At 68.4% G+C, this 13,951-nt stretch carries 13 protein-coding genes; 3 read left to right on the forward strand and 10 right to left on the reverse strand.

From position 1 onward, the window contains the following. The first annotated feature begins 42 nt into the window (after nt 1–42). The 3 genes from pdxA (at nt 43) to trpS (ending at nt 3,185) form a co-directional block, all read left to right on the forward strand. Entirely contained in the window at nt 43–1,149 is a 1,107-nt protein-coding gene (pdxA, locus tag K309_RS0124115; RefSeq protein WP_029048793.1) for a 4-hydroxythreonine-4-phosphate dehydrogenase PdxA, read from the forward strand. 29 nt (nt 1,150–1,178) lie between these two features. Beyond that, the gene (gene rsmA, locus K309_RS0124120) at nt 1,179–2,012 is read left to right on the forward strand and encodes a 16S rRNA (adenine(1518)-N(6)/adenine(1519)-N(6))-dimethyltransferase RsmA (protein WP_029048794.1); all 834 of its coding nucleotides are present in this window, start codon (nt 1,179–1,181) and stop codon (nt 2,010–2,012) included. Nucleotides 2,013–2,147: 135 nt separating this feature from the next. Next, entirely contained in the window at nt 2,148–3,185 is a 1,038-nt protein-coding gene (gene trpS / locus K309_RS0124125) for a tryptophan--tRNA ligase (RefSeq protein WP_029048795.1), read from the forward strand. Nucleotides 3,186–3,361: 176 nt separating this feature from the next. Here trpS and K309_RS0124130 read toward each other — a convergent pair whose 3' ends face one another. The 10 genes from K309_RS0124130 to K309_RS0124180 all read right to left on the reverse strand — a co-directional run bounded on the left by K309_RS0124130 (nt 3,362) and on the right by K309_RS0124180 (nt 13,841). Then, nucleotides 3,362–4,228, reverse strand: coding sequence for a DMT family transporter (locus tag K309_RS0124130; RefSeq protein WP_051320584.1), 867 nt, complete (start codon nt 4,226–4,228; stop codon nt 3,362–3,364). Between the two features lie 59 nt (nt 4,229–4,287). Continuing rightward, the gene (gene gloA / locus K309_RS0124135; RefSeq protein WP_029048797.1) at nt 4,288–4,695 is read right to left on the reverse strand and encodes a lactoylglutathione lyase; all 408 of its coding nucleotides are present in this window, start codon (nt 4,693–4,695) and stop codon (nt 4,288–4,290) included. Between the two features lie 83 nt (nt 4,696–4,778). Further along, a complete protein-coding gene (locus K309_RS0124140; protein WP_029048798.1) occupies nt 4,779–5,633 on the reverse strand; it encodes a M48 family metallopeptidase in 855 nt (284 codons plus the stop codon). Then, the gene (locus K309_RS0124145; RefSeq protein ID WP_029048799.1) at nt 5,630–6,394 is read right to left on the reverse strand and encodes a lysophospholipid acyltransferase family protein; all 765 of its coding nucleotides are present in this window, start codon (nt 6,392–6,394) and stop codon (nt 5,630–5,632) included. Before K309_RS0124145 ends, K309_RS0124140 begins: the two co-directional genes overlap by 4 nt. A 47-nt stretch (nt 6,395–6,441) precedes the next feature. Further along, the gene (gene gmhB, locus K309_RS0124150; protein ID WP_029048800.1) at nt 6,442–7,032 is read right to left on the reverse strand and encodes a D-glycero-beta-D-manno-heptose 1,7-bisphosphate 7-phosphatase; all 591 of its coding nucleotides are present in this window, start codon (nt 7,030–7,032) and stop codon (nt 6,442–6,444) included. Nucleotides 7,033–7,063: 31 nt separating this feature from the next. Further along, entirely contained in the window at nt 7,064–9,187 is a 2,124-nt protein-coding gene (gene glyS, locus K309_RS0124155; RefSeq protein WP_029048801.1) for a glycine--tRNA ligase subunit beta, read from the reverse strand. A 35-nt stretch (nt 9,188–9,222) separates the two neighbouring features. Then, complete coding sequence (locus K309_RS0124160) at nt 9,223–9,852, reverse strand: hypothetical protein (protein WP_029048802.1); 630 nt, start codon at nt 9,850–9,852, stop codon at nt 9,223–9,225. Beyond that, nucleotides 9,849–10,805 (reverse strand): glycine--tRNA ligase subunit alpha, encoded by a 957-nt coding sequence (gene glyQ / locus K309_RS0124165; RefSeq protein ID WP_029048803.1) that lies wholly within the window; start codon nt 10,803–10,805, stop codon nt 9,849–9,851. The genes K309_RS0124160 and glyQ overlap by 4 nt, the downstream gene beginning before the upstream one ends. Nucleotides 10,806–11,349: 544 nt before the next feature. Continuing rightward, the gene (gene lnt, locus K309_RS0124175) at nt 11,350–12,957 is read right to left on the reverse strand and encodes an apolipoprotein N-acyltransferase (RefSeq protein WP_029048804.1); all 1,608 of its coding nucleotides are present in this window, start codon (nt 12,955–12,957) and stop codon (nt 11,350–11,352) included. Continuing rightward, nucleotides 12,954–13,841 (reverse strand): CorC family transporter, encoded by an 888-nt coding sequence (locus K309_RS0124180; RefSeq protein WP_029048805.1) that lies wholly within the window; start codon nt 13,839–13,841, stop codon nt 12,954–12,956. The genes lnt and K309_RS0124180 overlap by 4 nt, the downstream gene beginning before the upstream one ends. Nucleotides 13,842–13,951: the final 110 nt, after the last annotated feature.

Below are 13,951 nucleotides of genomic sequence, written 5' to 3' on the forward strand. Positions count from 1 at the left end.
CGCGCGCAAGCGCCGCTCACCCGCCCTCCCGCCCACGCCGACATGCCTGACCCGCTATCCCTGGCCATTTCCACCGGCGAGCCCGCCGGCATCGGCCCCGATATCACCATCGGGGCGTTGCTGCAGCTCGCCGGCGCCAACCATGGCAACAATGGCGGCAGCGGGCACTACCGCTTCCATGTGCTGGGCGATGCCCGCCTGCTGGCCGAACGCGCCGCGGCGCTGGGCGTGACGCACGCCTGGGAGCGGCGCATCGCCGACGGCGATGTGGTGATCGAGGACATCCCGCTGGCCGTCGCATGCGAACCCGGCCGCCTCGATGCACGCAACGGCCCGTACGTGCTGGCGCTGCTCGATGCCGCCATCGCCGGCTGCCGCCCGCATGGCCGCGCCGCGCCGCGCTATGCGGCCATGGTCACGGCGCCGGTGCAGAAGAGCACCATCAACGACGCCGGCGTGCCGTTCACCGGTCACACCGAATACCTGGCCGACAGCGCCCGCGTGCCGCGCGTGGTAATGATGCTGGCCGGCCCGCAGCCCGCGCACGACAACGCCATGCTGCGCGTGGCGCTGGCGACGACCCACCTGCCGCTGCGCGCGGTGCCGGATGCGCTCTCCGTCCCGCTGCTGTTGCAGACCCTGACCATCATCGATGCCGACCTGCGCCACTACTTCGGCATCGCGCGCCCCCGCATCCTGGTGACGGGCCTGAACCCGCACGCCGGCGAAAGCGGGCACATGGGCCGCGAGGAGATCGACGTGATCGTGCCCGCGCTGGCGCAGGCCAAGGATGCCGGCATCGATGCGCGCGGTCCGTTCCCGGCCGACACGCTGTTCCAGCCGCGCCACCTGCGCGATGCCGATTGCGTGCTGGCGATGTACCATGACCAGGGGCTGGGGCCGCTGAAATACGGCACCTTCGGCCACGGCGTGAACATCACGCTGGGGCTGCCCTTCATCCGCACTTCGGTGGACCACGGCACCGCGCTGGATCTGGCTGGCACCGGCCAGGCCGAGCATGGCAGCATGATCGAGGCCATCCGCAGCGCGGTCACCATGGCCGGCCATGCCAACGGCCGCCATCCCGATGGCGCCGGCGGCGCCAGCCATCCGGGCCATCCCAATCCTGGCTTGCAGCCGCCTTGCTGAAGCCGGACCTCATGCTGCAACATCGAACCATGCGTTCCAACGTGCACCAGGGCCATGTGGCCCGCAAGCGATTCGGGCAGAACTTCCTGGTCGACGACACCATCATCCACGGCATCGTCAATGCCATCAATCCGCAAGCCGAGGACGTGCTGGTCGAGATCGGGCCGGGGCTCGGCGCGCTGACCAGCCCGCTGCTCGAACGGATCCCGCAGATGCAGGTGGTCGAACTCGACCGCGACCTGGTCGAGCGCCTGCGCCGCCGCTACGGCGAGCGCCTGCAGGTACACGCCGGCGACGCGCTGGACTTCGACTTCGGCAAGCTGGAAGTGCCGGGCAGGCCGCTGCGCATCGTCGGCAACCTGCCATACAACATTTCGAGCCCGCTGCTGTTCCACCTGATGCAGTTCGCCGACCGGGTTCGCGACCAGTACTTCATGCTGCAGAAGGAGGTAGTCGAGCGCATGGTGGCGGAGCCAGGCAGCAAGGCCTTCGGCCGGCTGTCGATCATGCTGCAGGTGCGCTACTACATGGAACATGTGCTGGACGTGCCGCCGGGCAGTTTCAACCCGCCGCCCAAGGTCGATTCGGCCGTGGTGCGGATGATCCCGTGGCCACGCCATCACGATGGCCGTCTGCGCTCGCCGCATGCTGACTGCGACATCACCGTGCTCGGCGACGTGGTCACCGCGGCCTTCTCGCAGCGGCGCAAGGTGCTGCGCAATACCCTGTCGTTCCTGCGCGGCCAGGTCGACTTCGACGCGATGGGCTTCGACCTTGGCCGTCGTGCCGAGGAAGTGCCCGTCGGCGAGTATGTCGAACTGGCCCGCCGCCTGGGCGGCGCCGCCACAGGGCAGGCCGCCTGAAGCCACAGATCAACGAACCCGAAATCCCGAATCCCCGAATCCCCGAATCCCCGAATCCCCGAATCCCCGAATCCCCGAATCCCCGAATCCCCGAATCCCCGAATCCCCGCGACTTATTTCGTGCAAGACCGTCCCATGACAGCCCAAACCAGCCAAACCAACCGGCGTCCCGTGATCCTGACCGGCGACCGTCCCACCGGCCCGCTGCACCTCGGCCACTTCGTCGGCTCGCTGCAGAGCCGCGTGGCGCTGCAGGATTCGCATGAGCAATACCTGCTGCTGGCCGATACCCAGGCCATGACCGACAACGCGCACGATCCCGACAAGGTGCGCCGCAACGTGCTGGAAGTGGCGCTCGATTACCTGGCGGTCGGCATCGACCCGGCCAAGACCACCATCACCGTGCAGTCGCACCTGCCGGCGCTGGCCGAGCTGACGCTGATGTACCTGAACTTCGTCACGGTATCGCGGCTGGAGCGCAACCCGACCATCAAGGAAGAGATCCAGGCGCGCGGCTTCGGCCGCGATATCCCGGCCGGCTTCCTGTGCTACCCGGCCGCGCAGGCCGCGGACATCACCGCCTTCAAGGCCCAGGTGGTGCCGGTGGGCGAAGACCAGGCCCCTTTGATCGAGCAGACCAACGAGATCGTGCGCCGCATCAACCACCAGGTCGGCCGTGACGTGCTGCCGGAGTGCAAGGCGCTGATCCCCAAGTTCGGCCGCCTGCCCGGCGTCGACGGCAAGGCCAAGATGAGCAAGTCGATGGGCAACGCGATCGCGCTGGGCGCGTCGCCGGAGCAGATCAAGGCCGCGGTGCACAGCATGTACACCGACCCGAACCACCTGAAGGTGTCGGATCCAGGCCAGGTCGAGGGCAACGTGGTGTTCACGTACCTGGACGCGTTCGACCCGAACACCGAGGAAGTCGAGGCGCTGAAGGAGCACTATCGCAAGGGCGGCCTGGGCGACATGGTGCTCAAGCGCCGCATCGAGGGCATCCTGCAGGACATGCTGGCCCCGATCCGCGCCCGCCGCGAAGAGCTGGCCAAGAATCCGGACTATGTGTTCGATGTGCTGCGCCAGGGCACGCAGAAGGCGCGCGAGCTGACCCAGCAGACGCTGGAGGAAGTGCGCGACGCGCTGGGAATGTTCTCGTTCGAGGCGCGCCGCTGATCTTGAGGGCGGCCAAAAGAGCCCACCGGTTTTGGGTGCTCCCAGGCCGCCCGAGCTTGCCTAAGCAAGGTGTTCTCCCTCTCCCCTCAGGGGGAGAGGGCCCGGGGTGAGGGGTGGGCTAGCAAGGCGCCACACCAACAAAGCCAACGGTTCTAACCCGAACCCTGACGTGCGCCTCACGCGCGCCGATTGACCAGCACGATCCCTGCCAGCACCAGCACGGCCGCCACCGCAAAGCGCGGCCCCACCGCATCGTGCATCAGCAGCACGCCGAATGCCACCCCGAACAGCGGGGTCAGGAAAGAAAACACCGACAGCCGCGACGCCAGGTAGCGCCGCAGCAGCCAGAACCACGCCAGGTAGCTGGCAAACGCAATCAGCACCGACTGGTAGAACAGGCTCGCCAGCACCACGCCGTCCACCTGCGCGGTCGCGGTCTGGCCCGCGGCCACCGCCATCGCCAGCAGCAGCACCGCCGATACCGCCAGCTGGTACAGCAGCGTCTTGCTGGCCGGCGCGCTCGCCAGCGGGCTGGCACGCACCACCACGGTGGTGGCGGCCCACAGCGCCCCGGCCAGGATGCCCAGCGCATCGCCCAGCAGCGTGCTGCCATGGACCGACGGCGCTGCGATGCCATCGGCGAACGCCATTGCCATGCCCACGAAGGCCAGCGCCACGCCGAGCCATTGGCCGGTGTGCAGCCGCTCGCCCGGGACAACGAAATGCAGCCCCAGTGCGGTGAAGATCGGCGCGGTGTACAGGAACACCGCCATGCGCGAGGCCGTGGTGTAGCCCAGCCCGACAAAGATGCAGAAGAACTCGGCGCCGAACAGCAGCCCCGCCAGCAGCCCGGCGTTGAGCGTGCCGTCGCGGCGCCAGATCGGCGTGCCCCGCCAGGCGGCAAAGCCGAATACCAGCAGCGCCGCCACCGCCGAGCGCACGCCCGCCTGCAGCACCGTGCCCATCAGCGGGGCGGTCACCTTGATCACCACCTGTTGCAGGCCCCAGCCGGCGCACAGCAGCACCATCAGTCCCACCGCCATGCCGTCCAGCGGCCGGCGGCTCAGGGTTTGCGCGTCCACGGCCGCGGTCGATGGACGCGTTACGGGCGGCTGGCGTCGCGGGTGGAATGGCGCTCGATCAGCTCGATCTTGTAGCCGTCCGGATCTTCGACGAAGGCGATTACGGTGGTGCCGCCCTTGACCGGGCCGGCTTCGCGGGTGACCTTGCCGCCGGCCGCACGGATGCGCTCGCACGCCGCCGCGGCGTTGTCGGTCTCCAGCGCGATATGGCCATAGGCCGTGCCCAGGTCATACTGGTCGACGCCATAGTTGTAGGTCAGCTCCAGCACCGCGGTTTCGCTTTCGGGGCCGTAGCCGACGAAGGCCAGGCGGTACTTGTACTCGGGATTGTCGCTCTCGCGCAGCAGCTGCATGCCGAGAATGCGGGTATAGAAATCGATGGAGCGCTGCATGTCGCCGACGCGCAGCATGGTGTGGAGGAGTCGCATGTGAGGGCCTTCAACTGTTTTAGGTATTGGAAGGCGCCATTTTAGTGCGTTTGGCCGAAACGCACCGGCTGCTTGGCCGTGGCTTAAAAGCTCGGCAGCAGCTCGGGCGGATGCGCGCGCAGCTGCGCACGGGCGTCGCGGAATTCCGGGAAGATCGATTCCACGGTCTGCCAGAAGCGCGGCCCGTGGTTCATTTCCTTCAGGTGGGCGAGTTCGTGCGCCGCGACGTAGTCGATCATCGACAGCGGAAAATGCATCAGGCGCCAGTTCAGCCGGATCTTGCCGTCGGCGGTGCAGCTGCCCCAGCGCGTGGCTGCCGAAGTCAGCGCAAAGCCGGTATGGCGCACGCCCAGCTTGCCGGCATAGACATCGAGCCGCTCCGGCAGCAGCCGGCGCGCCTGTTGCTGCAGCCAGCCTTGCACGCGGTCCTTGATCTGCTGCTCGTCGGCGTGCGCAGGCAGCGCCAGGTGCAGCACGCGGCGGTCCGCGTCGAACAGCAGCGCGCCGATCGGCGACTCCAGCGAAAGCGTCAGCGGCTGGCCCAGGAAGGGGAGGCTGGCGCCGTCGCGCCACTGCACCGTGGGCAGCACGCGGCGTGCCTCGCGGTGGCGCCATTCGCCGAGCTTGTTGAAGATCCAGCGCTGCTTCTCCAGGATGGCCGATTCGATGTCGGCCAGCGTGACCCAGCGCGGCGCGGTGATCGACAGGCCGCGGTCGTCGATGGTGAAGCCGATGGTGCGGCGCGACGAGCGCTTGAGCGTATAGTGCAGCGCGCGCTCGCCCACATGCAGCAGCCGGCCATTGGGCTGCGGAACCGGCCACGCCGGCGGCACCGGCGCCAGCGGCGCCGCCGGTACATGGACACCGGGAGCGGCCTCTGCCAGCGGCAGTTCCAGCTGCGCGCCGTCGACGTCGGAGGCGGGGCGCAGCAGCTTCATGCGGCCGGCTCTACCCGTACTTCGCTGCGGTAGCTGTCCGCGTCGATGCGGCGCATGTCGCGCTCGATCCAGTCGGCCACTTCCTGGTTGAGCTGGTCGGCGGTCTTGTTGGCCGAGGCGATCGGCGGGCCGACCGAGATCGTCACCATGCCCGGGTACTTGAGGAACTTGTTGCGCGGCCACACCCGGCCGGAATTGACCGCCATCGGCAGCACCCAGGCACCGGTCTCGACCGCCAGGCGCGCGCCGCCGCTCTTGTAGCGCGGCTTTTCCAGGCCCGACGGCGTGCGCGTGCCTTCCGGGAACATGATGATCCAGGCGCCTTCGGCCAGCCGCTCGCGGCCCTGGCGCACGGCCGAGGCGAAGGCGCGGGTGCCTTCCTTGCGGTTGATATGGACCATCTTCAGCATGCCCAGCGCCCAGCCGAAGAAAGGCACCAGCAGCAGCTCGCGCTTGAAGACGAAGCACAGCGGCCTGGGCATCAGCGCCACGTAGGCCACCGTCTCCCATGCCGACTGGTGCTTGGACAGCAGCACCACCGGCTTGTCGAGCATGCCATCCATGTGTTCATGGCCTTCGATGCGGTACTGGATGCCGCAGATGCCGCGCGCGGCCCAGATCACCAGCCACGGCCAGCCGCGCACGAAGCGGAAACGCTGGTCGGCGTTCATGAACGGAAAGACGAGGAAGCAGGCGCAGGCGTAGGGAGGCGTCAGCACCAGCAGGTACAGCGCAAACAACAGGGAACGGAGAAACGTCATGCGTGGGGGCGCAAAAAAAGAGGGTCGGTGCCAGCCTCGGCAATGGCTTATTGTGCGGACTCGCGGGTGGCGCCGTCGTTGCCGCCATGGTTGCCGGTCAGCCAGCTCGCAAAGGCGCGCAGGTCGTCATGCACCTGCGTGCCGGGCGGCAGGCCGCCTTGGTCGAGGGTCTTCATGCCCTTGCCGCTGCGCACCAGGTGCGGCGCGCAGCCGACCGCGACACCGGCCTCCAGGTCGCGCAGCGAATCGCCCACGATCGGCACGCCCCTGAGCTCGATGCCGAAGCGCTCGCTGATCTGCTCGAGCATGCCGGACTTGGGCTTGCGGCAGTCGCAGCCGTCCGCGGCGGTATGCGGGCAGAAAAACACGGCCTCGATGCGTCCGCCCAGGCGTGCCAACGCCGCGTACATCTTCTCGTGCATGGCGTTGAGCGTGCTCATCTCGAACAGGCCGCGGCCGATGCCGGACTGGTTGCTGGCGATCACCACGCGATAGCCGGCCTGGTTCAGCGCGGCGATGGCTTCCAGGCTGCCGTCGATGGGAACCCACTCGTCGGGCGACTTGATGAACTGGTCGCTGTCGAGGTTGACCACCCCGTCGCGGTCCAGGATGACAAACTTGGGCGGCGTCTGCGGCATGTGCGGCTCCGGTATCGCGTACTGGCGGCGCTCAGGCGGCCAGCTTGGAGATGTCGGCCACGCGGTTGGCCAGCGCATGCAGCGAGGCCAGCAGCGCCAGGCGGTTGGCGCGCAGCTGCGCGTCCTCGGCCATCACCATCACGTCGTTGAAGAAGCGGTCGACCGCATCGCGCAGCTGGGCCAGGTCGCGCAGCGCGACGGTGAAATCGCCGCTGGCGAAGGCGGCTTCGGCGGCCGGGCGCACCTTCTCGATGGCCGCGTGCAACGCGCCTTCGGCCTCTTCCTGGAACAGCGCCGGGTTCACCGCGCCGACCGGCTCGGTGTTCTTGCGCAGGATATTGGTGATGCGCTTGTTGGCGGCGGCCAGGGCCTCGGCCTCGGGCAGCGCGGCGAAGGTGCGCACCGCTTCCATGCGGCCCAGCACGTCATGCAGCTGGTCCGGGCGCAGGCTGACCACGGCCTCGACCTCGTTGGTGGTGTAGCCTTTTTCCTTCAGGTAGCCGCGCACGCGGTCGTACAGGAAGTCGGCGATGGCATCCGGCGCCGGCTTGACCGCGGCAATGCCTTCGAACGTCTGCTGCGTCAGCGCCAGCAGCCCGGTCACCGACAGCGCCAGCGGCTTCTCGATCAGCATGCGCAGGATGCCCAGCGCATGGCGGCGCAGCGCGAACGGATCTTTCTCGCCGGTCGGCTGCAGGCCGATGCCCCAGATGCCGACCAGCGTCTCCAGCTTGTCGGCCAGCGCTACCGCGGTGCTGACCGAGCCTTCGGGCAGCGCGTCGCCGGCGAAGCGCGGACGATAGTGCTCGGAGCAGGCCAGCGCCACTTCCTCGGCCTCGTCGTCGTGGCGGGCGTAGTACGTGCCCATGGTGCCCTGCAGCTCGGGGAACTCGCCCACCATGTCGGTCAGCAAGTCGGCCTTGGCGAGCTCGGCGCCGCGCATCGCGGCGGCCTTGTCGGTGGCCACGCCGGCGGCGTTGAGCGCATCGGCGACATGGCCGGCGATCTGCTGCAGGCGCTGCACGCGGTCCAGTTGCGTGCCGATCTTGTTGTGGTAGACCACGCCGGCCAGCTGCGGCACGCGCGAGGCCAGCGTCTTCTTGCGGTCCTGGTCGAAGAAGAACTTGGCATCGGCCAGGCGCGGACGCACCACGCGCTCGTTGCCGGTGATGATCGACTGCGGCGTCTCGGTGGCCAGGTTCGACACGATCAGGAAGCGGTTGCGCAGGTGGCCCTGGGCATCGGTCAGCGCAAAGTACTTCTGGTTGGTCTGCATGGTCAGGATCAGGCATTCCTGCGGCACCGCCAGGAAGGCTTCCTCGAAGTGGCAGGCATAGACCACCGGCCATTCCACCAGCGAGTTGACTTCATCGAGCAGCGACTCGGGGATGATCACCTGGTCGGCGCCGGCCTCGGCCAGCAGCGCGGCGCGCATGCGCTCGCGGCGCTCGGCATAGCTGGCCAGCACGCGGCCGGCCGATTCAAGCTGCTTCGCGTAGTCGTTGGCATGCGCGATCTCGATCGCGCCATGCGACAGGAAGCGGTGGCCCCGCGTCACGTTGCTGGCCTGCAGGCCCAGCACCGACACCGGCAGGATCTCGCTGCCGAACAGCGCGATCAGGCTGTGCGCCGGGCGCACGAAGTGCACGGTGCCGCCGTCCGGGCGCTGGTAGCTCATCACCTTGGGGATGGGCAGCCTGGCGATGGTGTCTTCCAGCGCTGCCTGCAGACCCGCGGCCAGCTCGGCGCCGCGGGCGGTGTAGCGATAGAAGAAGGCCTCGGCCTTGCCGTCCGAGGCGCGCTCCAGCGACTGCCAGTCGATCTCGGCGACGCCGACCGACTTGGCCAGCGCGGCCAGCTTCTTGGCCAGCGGCGGCGTGGGCTCGCCGTTGGCGCCCAGCGCTACCGACAGCGGCAGGACCTTCTCGCGCTGCTCGCGGTCGGGCGCGCTGCGGCGCACGCCCGACACCAGCGCGGCCAGCCGGCGGGGCGTGGCGAACGGCGTCACGGTGGCGCCCGGCTCAAGCAGGTCGCGCTCGCCCAGGCCGGCGAACAGGCCCTGCGCGAAGGCGTCGCCCAGACGCGCCAGCGCCTTGGGAGGCAGCTCTTCGGTGAACAGTTCGATCAGCAGCGAGTCGGTCATGGGTTGCGACATGAATCGTATCCAACAGGTTGTGGCGCGCGCTGCTGTCAGCAGCGCGGCGAATGATTAGGTTCCACTCCGGACAGCAGCCACAGGCCGTTCTGTTGCCGGAATTGCAGCGTGGTGAAGGCGCATTGCGCGGCCGCCGCGGCGCTGGCCGCGCCGTTGCTGCCGCCGCGGCTGCCCGCTGCGGGGAAGCGCGCGTCGATGCGGCGCAGGCGCTTGTCGTAGCGGATCTCGTCGATGCGCCCGCCCACCCAGAAATCGATCTTCGGTGGCAGCTGTGCCGCCGAGTAATAGGTCTTGGTCTTGCGCCGGGTGCGGCCGTTGGTGGTTTCCACCTCCACCCAGGTCAGCGGGTAGCGGATCGCGCTTTCATAGGCGCGCAGCGGCACGCGGTGCCAGCCCAGGTCGCGCTGGCCCGACAGGTCGCAGGCGAACGAGCGCACCAGTTGCGTCCACTGGTCGAGCGCGTTCAGCGAAGGGCGCCAGTGGCGCGACATGGCCAGTTGCAGCGCCTGCGGGTCGGCTTCGCACACATTGCTCAGTTCGGCCGGCAGCAGCAGCGCCTGCGGCGCGGGGGCGGCCACGGCGCGCGCGGCGGCGGCATTGCCGGCGGCAGACAGCGTGGCGATGGCCAAGGCGCAGCACAGCGCGCTGCGCGCCAGTTGCGTCATGCCCGGGCTCCGCCGTTGCCGCACATCGGGAAGCCGAGGGCCTCGCGCGAATCATAGTAGGCCTGCGCCACCTGGCGCGACAGGTGGCGGATGCGGCCGATATAGGCGGCGCGCTCGGTCACCGAGATGGCGCCGCGGGCGTCCAGCAGGTTGAACGTGTGGGCGGCCTTCAGTACCTGTTCATAAGCGGGCAGCGCCAGGCGCGTGCCGGTGGCCTGGCCCCCCCCGGTGCCGTCGGCGCCCTCGGCATTGCCCATCAGCCGCTTGGCCTCGCCCTCGTGCTCGGCGAAATGGCGGAACAGGATCTCGGTGTTGCTGTGCTCGAAGTTGTAGGTCGACTGCTCGACCTCGTTCTGGTGGTACACGTCGCCGTAGGTCAGGCGGCGCGTGTCGCCGTTCTCTACCCATTCGGTCCAGACCAGGTCGTAGACGTTCTCGACCTTCTGCAGGTACATCGCCAGGCGTTCGATACCGTAGGTGATCTCGCCCGTGATCGGCTTGCAGTCGATGCCGCCGACTTGCTGGAAATAGGTGAACTGGGTCACTTCCATGCCGTTGAGCCAGACTTCCCAGCCGAGGCCCCACGCGCCCAGCGTCGGGTTCTCCCAGTCGTCCTCGACAAAGCGGATGTCGTTCTGCTTCAGGTCCAGGCCAAGTGCCTCCAGCGAGCCCAGGTACAGATCGAGGATGTTCTCCGGCGCGGGCTTGAGCACGACCTGATACTGGTAATAGTGCTGCAGGCGGTTGGGGTTCTCGCCATAGCGGCCGTCCTTCGGGCGCCGCGACGGCTGCACATAGGCGGCGCGCCACGGCTCGGGGCCGATCGCGCGCAGGAAGGTATGCACGTGGGAAGTGCCGGCGCCGACCTCCAGATCGATGGGTTGCAACAGCGCGCAACCCTGCCGGTCCCAGTAGGCCTGCAGGGTCAGAATCATTTGTTGGAAGGTCAGCATATGAAGACTAGGTAGTGGCTGATCGGTCGGCTGGGGGCGAAGTTGCGCCGCCCGGCATGCTGGCGGCGCAGCCCGTGCCGGGGCCGCCGCTTACGGATTTTGCCAAACCCTGAATTCTATCGGCTTTTTGGCCGCCCGCCCCGATTGGCGGGGTGTGGGCTGGTGCGTGGAGGTGCCAGCGGATGTCGGTCTTTCGCAACGCATGGGGAAAATACCGACCCCGTTTTCAAGTTGCGGGACCGCTGGCCGATACCGTTTTTGTATACAGTATCAGTAAGCAACCCGCTCGAGAGTTGCGGTTGGCAGGCCTGGCCGTCCTGCCGGTAGACGATTAACGATGGGGACTTTGGGATCATGACGCTCCTTTCTCGCAAACCTTACCTGGTCGCAATCGCGGTCATGATTGCCGCGGCCGCCGTGTCGGTGGCGACCGGGCTGCTGAACTGACGCAGCCGGCGCGCGCCTGACGCGCCATGGACGCCGCGGCTCGGGCGAACGCGGCGGGAGACCCGGCGCGTCCGCCGCGCCCCGCCAAATGGGGGCTTCAGCCCGCGCGCCGCGAGCGCCAGGCGGCCGCGCCCAGCACCAGCGCAAACAGCGCCAGCACCGGCGCATTCCCCCAGCGGATATACGGGGTCAGCCCCTGCATGCCCTGCACCTCGGCCACCAGCGTGCCGACCGTGAAGGTGGGCAGGCGCGCCTGCACGGTGCCGTCCGGGCGCACCACCGCGGTCATGCCGGTATTGGTCGAGCGCAGCATCGGGCGGCGCGTTTCCAGCGCGCGCATCCGCGAGATCTGCAGGTGCTGGTCCAGCGCGATGGTGTCGCCGAACCAGGCCAGGTTGGTCAGGTTGGCCAGCACATTGGCGGGCGCGGGCTGCTGGCGCAGCGTCTGCGCTATCTCCTCGCCGAACAGATCCTCGTAGCAGATATTGGGCGCCACGCGCACGCCGCGCACCGGCAGCGAAGGCTGGTCGAGCCCGCCGCGGCGGAAATCGCCCAGCGGCATCTTCATCATGTCGACGAACCAGCGGAAGCCCAGCGGGATAAATTCGCCAAACGGCACCAGGTGGTGCTTGTTGTAGCGGTATAGGCGCTCGGTCAGCGGCCCCAGCCCGAACACGCTGTTGGTGAAATCGACCGGCGAATCGGCGCCGGCCGCGCCGAACAGCACCGTGGTGCCACTCTGCAGCGCGTAGTCGCGCACCGCCACGGCGACGTCGACCGGCAGGTCCTGCAGGATCACCGGGAAGGCGGTTTCGGGCGTCACCACCAGGTCGGCGGGCGCGGCGGTGATCATGTCACGGTAGAGCGCGATCGAGCGCTGGATGCCGGCGGCCTCGAACTTGATGTCCTGCGGCACGTTGCCCTGCAGCAGGCGCACCGTCAGCGGCTTGCCGGCCGGCGTGGTCCAGGCCAGCGGCGACAGCGCGGCGCCAAGAGCCGGCAGCAGCAGTGCCAGCGCCAGCGATACAACGGCACGCGTGCGCGCATCTTGCCCCAGCCCGCGCACGGCCCCGGCCAGCAAGGCCGCGACGGCGGCCGCCAGCGCGCCGATGCCATAGACGCCGGCCAGCGGCGCAAAGCCGGCAAGCGGGCCGTCGGTATGGGCATAGCCCCCAGACAGCCATGGGAAACCGGTGAAAACGACACCGCGCAGCCACTCCGACAGCCCCCACGCGGCACCGAACGCCAGCGGCGCGAGCAGCGCCGCGGCCCATGTGCCGGCGCGCAGCCGTGCCGTCAGCCGGTGCCACAGCGCGCCCGCCAGCGCCGGCCACAGCGCCAGGTAGCCCGAGAACAGCACTACCGCCAGCGCTGCCATCCACGCCGGCATCTCGCCGTAGACGTGCATGCTGATATAGAGCCACCAGATGCCGGACAGGAACCAACCCAGGCCGAAGGCATAGCCGGTGGCCGCGGCGATGCGCGCGCGCGGCGCGTCGGCCATCAGCGCGGCCAGGCCGGCCAGCGACAGGATCTGCAGCCACCACCAGTCATGCGGGGCGAAGGCCTGGGTATGGGCAATGCCGAGCACGCCGGCCAGCAGCAGCCGCGCCATGGCGGCGGCGCGCGAACGCGCGCCGGGCACGCTGCCAGCACCGGCGTCGGCAGCAGCGGCGCCGTTGGGGATCGGGGCGGGACGCTTCATGCGCCGGCAGCGCTCGCGCTGTCAGCCAGGGATTCGCGGCGGACCTGCAGCAGGTGCACCTGCCGCGCGTCGGCGCGCAGCACTTCGAAGCGGATCGGCGGCAAGGTGATGACCTCGCCGCGGTGGGGCACGTGGCCCACGTGGTTGGACAGCAGTCCGCCCACGGTGTCGACATCGTGGTCGGAAAAGCCGGTGCCGAAGGCCTCGTTGAACTGGGAGATCTCGGTCAGGCCATGCACGCGCCAGCTGCCGTCGGGCATCGGCAGGATATTGTCCTGGTCTTCGTCCAGGTCGAACTCATCCTCGATATCGCCGACGATCTGCTCGAGCACGTCCTCGATCGTCACCAGCCCGGCCACGCCGCCGTATTCGTCGACGACGATGGCGATATGGTTGCGGTTGATGCGGAACTCGCGCAGCAGGATGTTCAGGCGCTTGGATTCGGGGATGAACACCGCCGGGCGCAGCGTTTCGCGCAGGTCGAAGGCGGGATCGGTGTAGTAGCGCAGCAGGTCCTTGGCCAGCAGGATGCCGATGATGTTGTCTCGGCTGCCTTCACAGACCGGGAAGCGCGAATGCGCGGTCTGCTGCATGAACGGGATGAAGGTCTCCGGCGCGTCGGCGATATTGACCATATCCATCTGCGCGCGCGGCACCATGATGTCGCCGGCGGTCAGTTCGGAGACCTGGAACACGCCCTCGATCATCGACAGCGAATCGGCGTCGATCAGGTTGCGCTCATGCGCTTCCTGGAGCACTTCGAGCAGTTCTGCGCGGGTGTCCGGCTCGGGGGAGATCAGGTCTGACAGGCGTTCGAGAAGCGATCTGGGGCGATCGACCTGCTTCAGGTAGGCGGGCTTCGAACTGGGATAGGGGTCGTTCATTTCGCGGCGAGCGCGTGGTGGAGATCGACTGAAGGATACACCAAAAGGCTGTCGATCCCGTGACAGCCGCCGGGCAGCGGCTGCCGGATGTGATGCCGGCGGCCTTCGCG

Origin of the sequence: Cupriavidus phytohabitans (assembly GCF_000426345.1) — a bacterium.
Lineage (GTDB): Bacteria > Pseudomonadota > Gammaproteobacteria > Burkholderiales > Burkholderiaceae > Cupriavidus.

What these genes read in the sequence shown, in the direction of transcription:
- K309_RS0124180 (WP_029048805.1), bottom strand. Translation starts at nt 13,841, where the DNA reads ATGAACGACCCCTATCCCAGTTCGAAGCCCGCCTACCTGAAGCAGGTC.
- K309_RS0124130 (WP_051320584.1), bottom strand. Translation starts at nt 4,228, where the DNA reads ATGGCGGTGGGACTGATGGTGCTGCTGTGCGCCGGCTGGGGCCTGCAA.
- gmhB (WP_029048800.1), bottom strand. Translation starts at nt 7,032, where the DNA reads ATGCCGCAGACGCCGCCCAAGTTTGTCATCCTGGACCGCGACGGGGTG.
- rsmA (WP_029048794.1), top strand. Translation starts at nt 1,179, where the DNA reads ATGCGTTCCAACGTGCACCAGGGCCATGTGGCCCGCAAGCGATTCGGG.
- pdxA (WP_029048793.1), top strand. Translation starts at nt 43, where the DNA reads ATGCCTGACCCGCTATCCCTGGCCATTTCCACCGGCGAGCCCGCCGGC.
- K309_RS0124140 (WP_029048798.1), bottom strand. Translation starts at nt 5,633, where the DNA reads ATGAAGCTGCTGCGCCCCGCCTCCGACGTCGACGGCGCGCAGCTGGAA.
- trpS (WP_029048795.1), top strand. Translation starts at nt 2,148, where the DNA reads ATGACAGCCCAAACCAGCCAAACCAACCGGCGTCCCGTGATCCTGACC.
- glyQ (WP_029048803.1), bottom strand. Translation starts at nt 10,805, where the DNA reads ATGCTGACCTTCCAACAAATGATTCTGACCCTGCAGGCCTACTGGGAC.
- K309_RS0124145 (WP_029048799.1), bottom strand. Translation starts at nt 6,394, where the DNA reads ATGACGTTTCTCCGTTCCCTGTTGTTTGCGCTGTACCTGCTGGTGCTG.
- gloA (WP_029048797.1), bottom strand. Translation starts at nt 4,695, where the DNA reads ATGCGACTCCTCCACACCATGCTGCGCGTCGGCGACATGCAGCGCTCC.
- K309_RS0124160 (WP_029048802.1), bottom strand. Translation starts at nt 9,852, where the DNA reads ATGACGCAACTGGCGCGCAGCGCGCTGTGCTGCGCCTTGGCCATCGCC.
- lnt (WP_029048804.1), bottom strand. Translation starts at nt 12,957, where the DNA reads ATGAAGCGTCCCGCCCCGATCCCCAACGGCGCCGCTGCTGCCGACGCC.
- glyS (WP_029048801.1), bottom strand. Translation starts at nt 9,187, where the DNA reads ATGTCGCAACCCATGACCGACTCGCTGCTGATCGAACTGTTCACCGAA.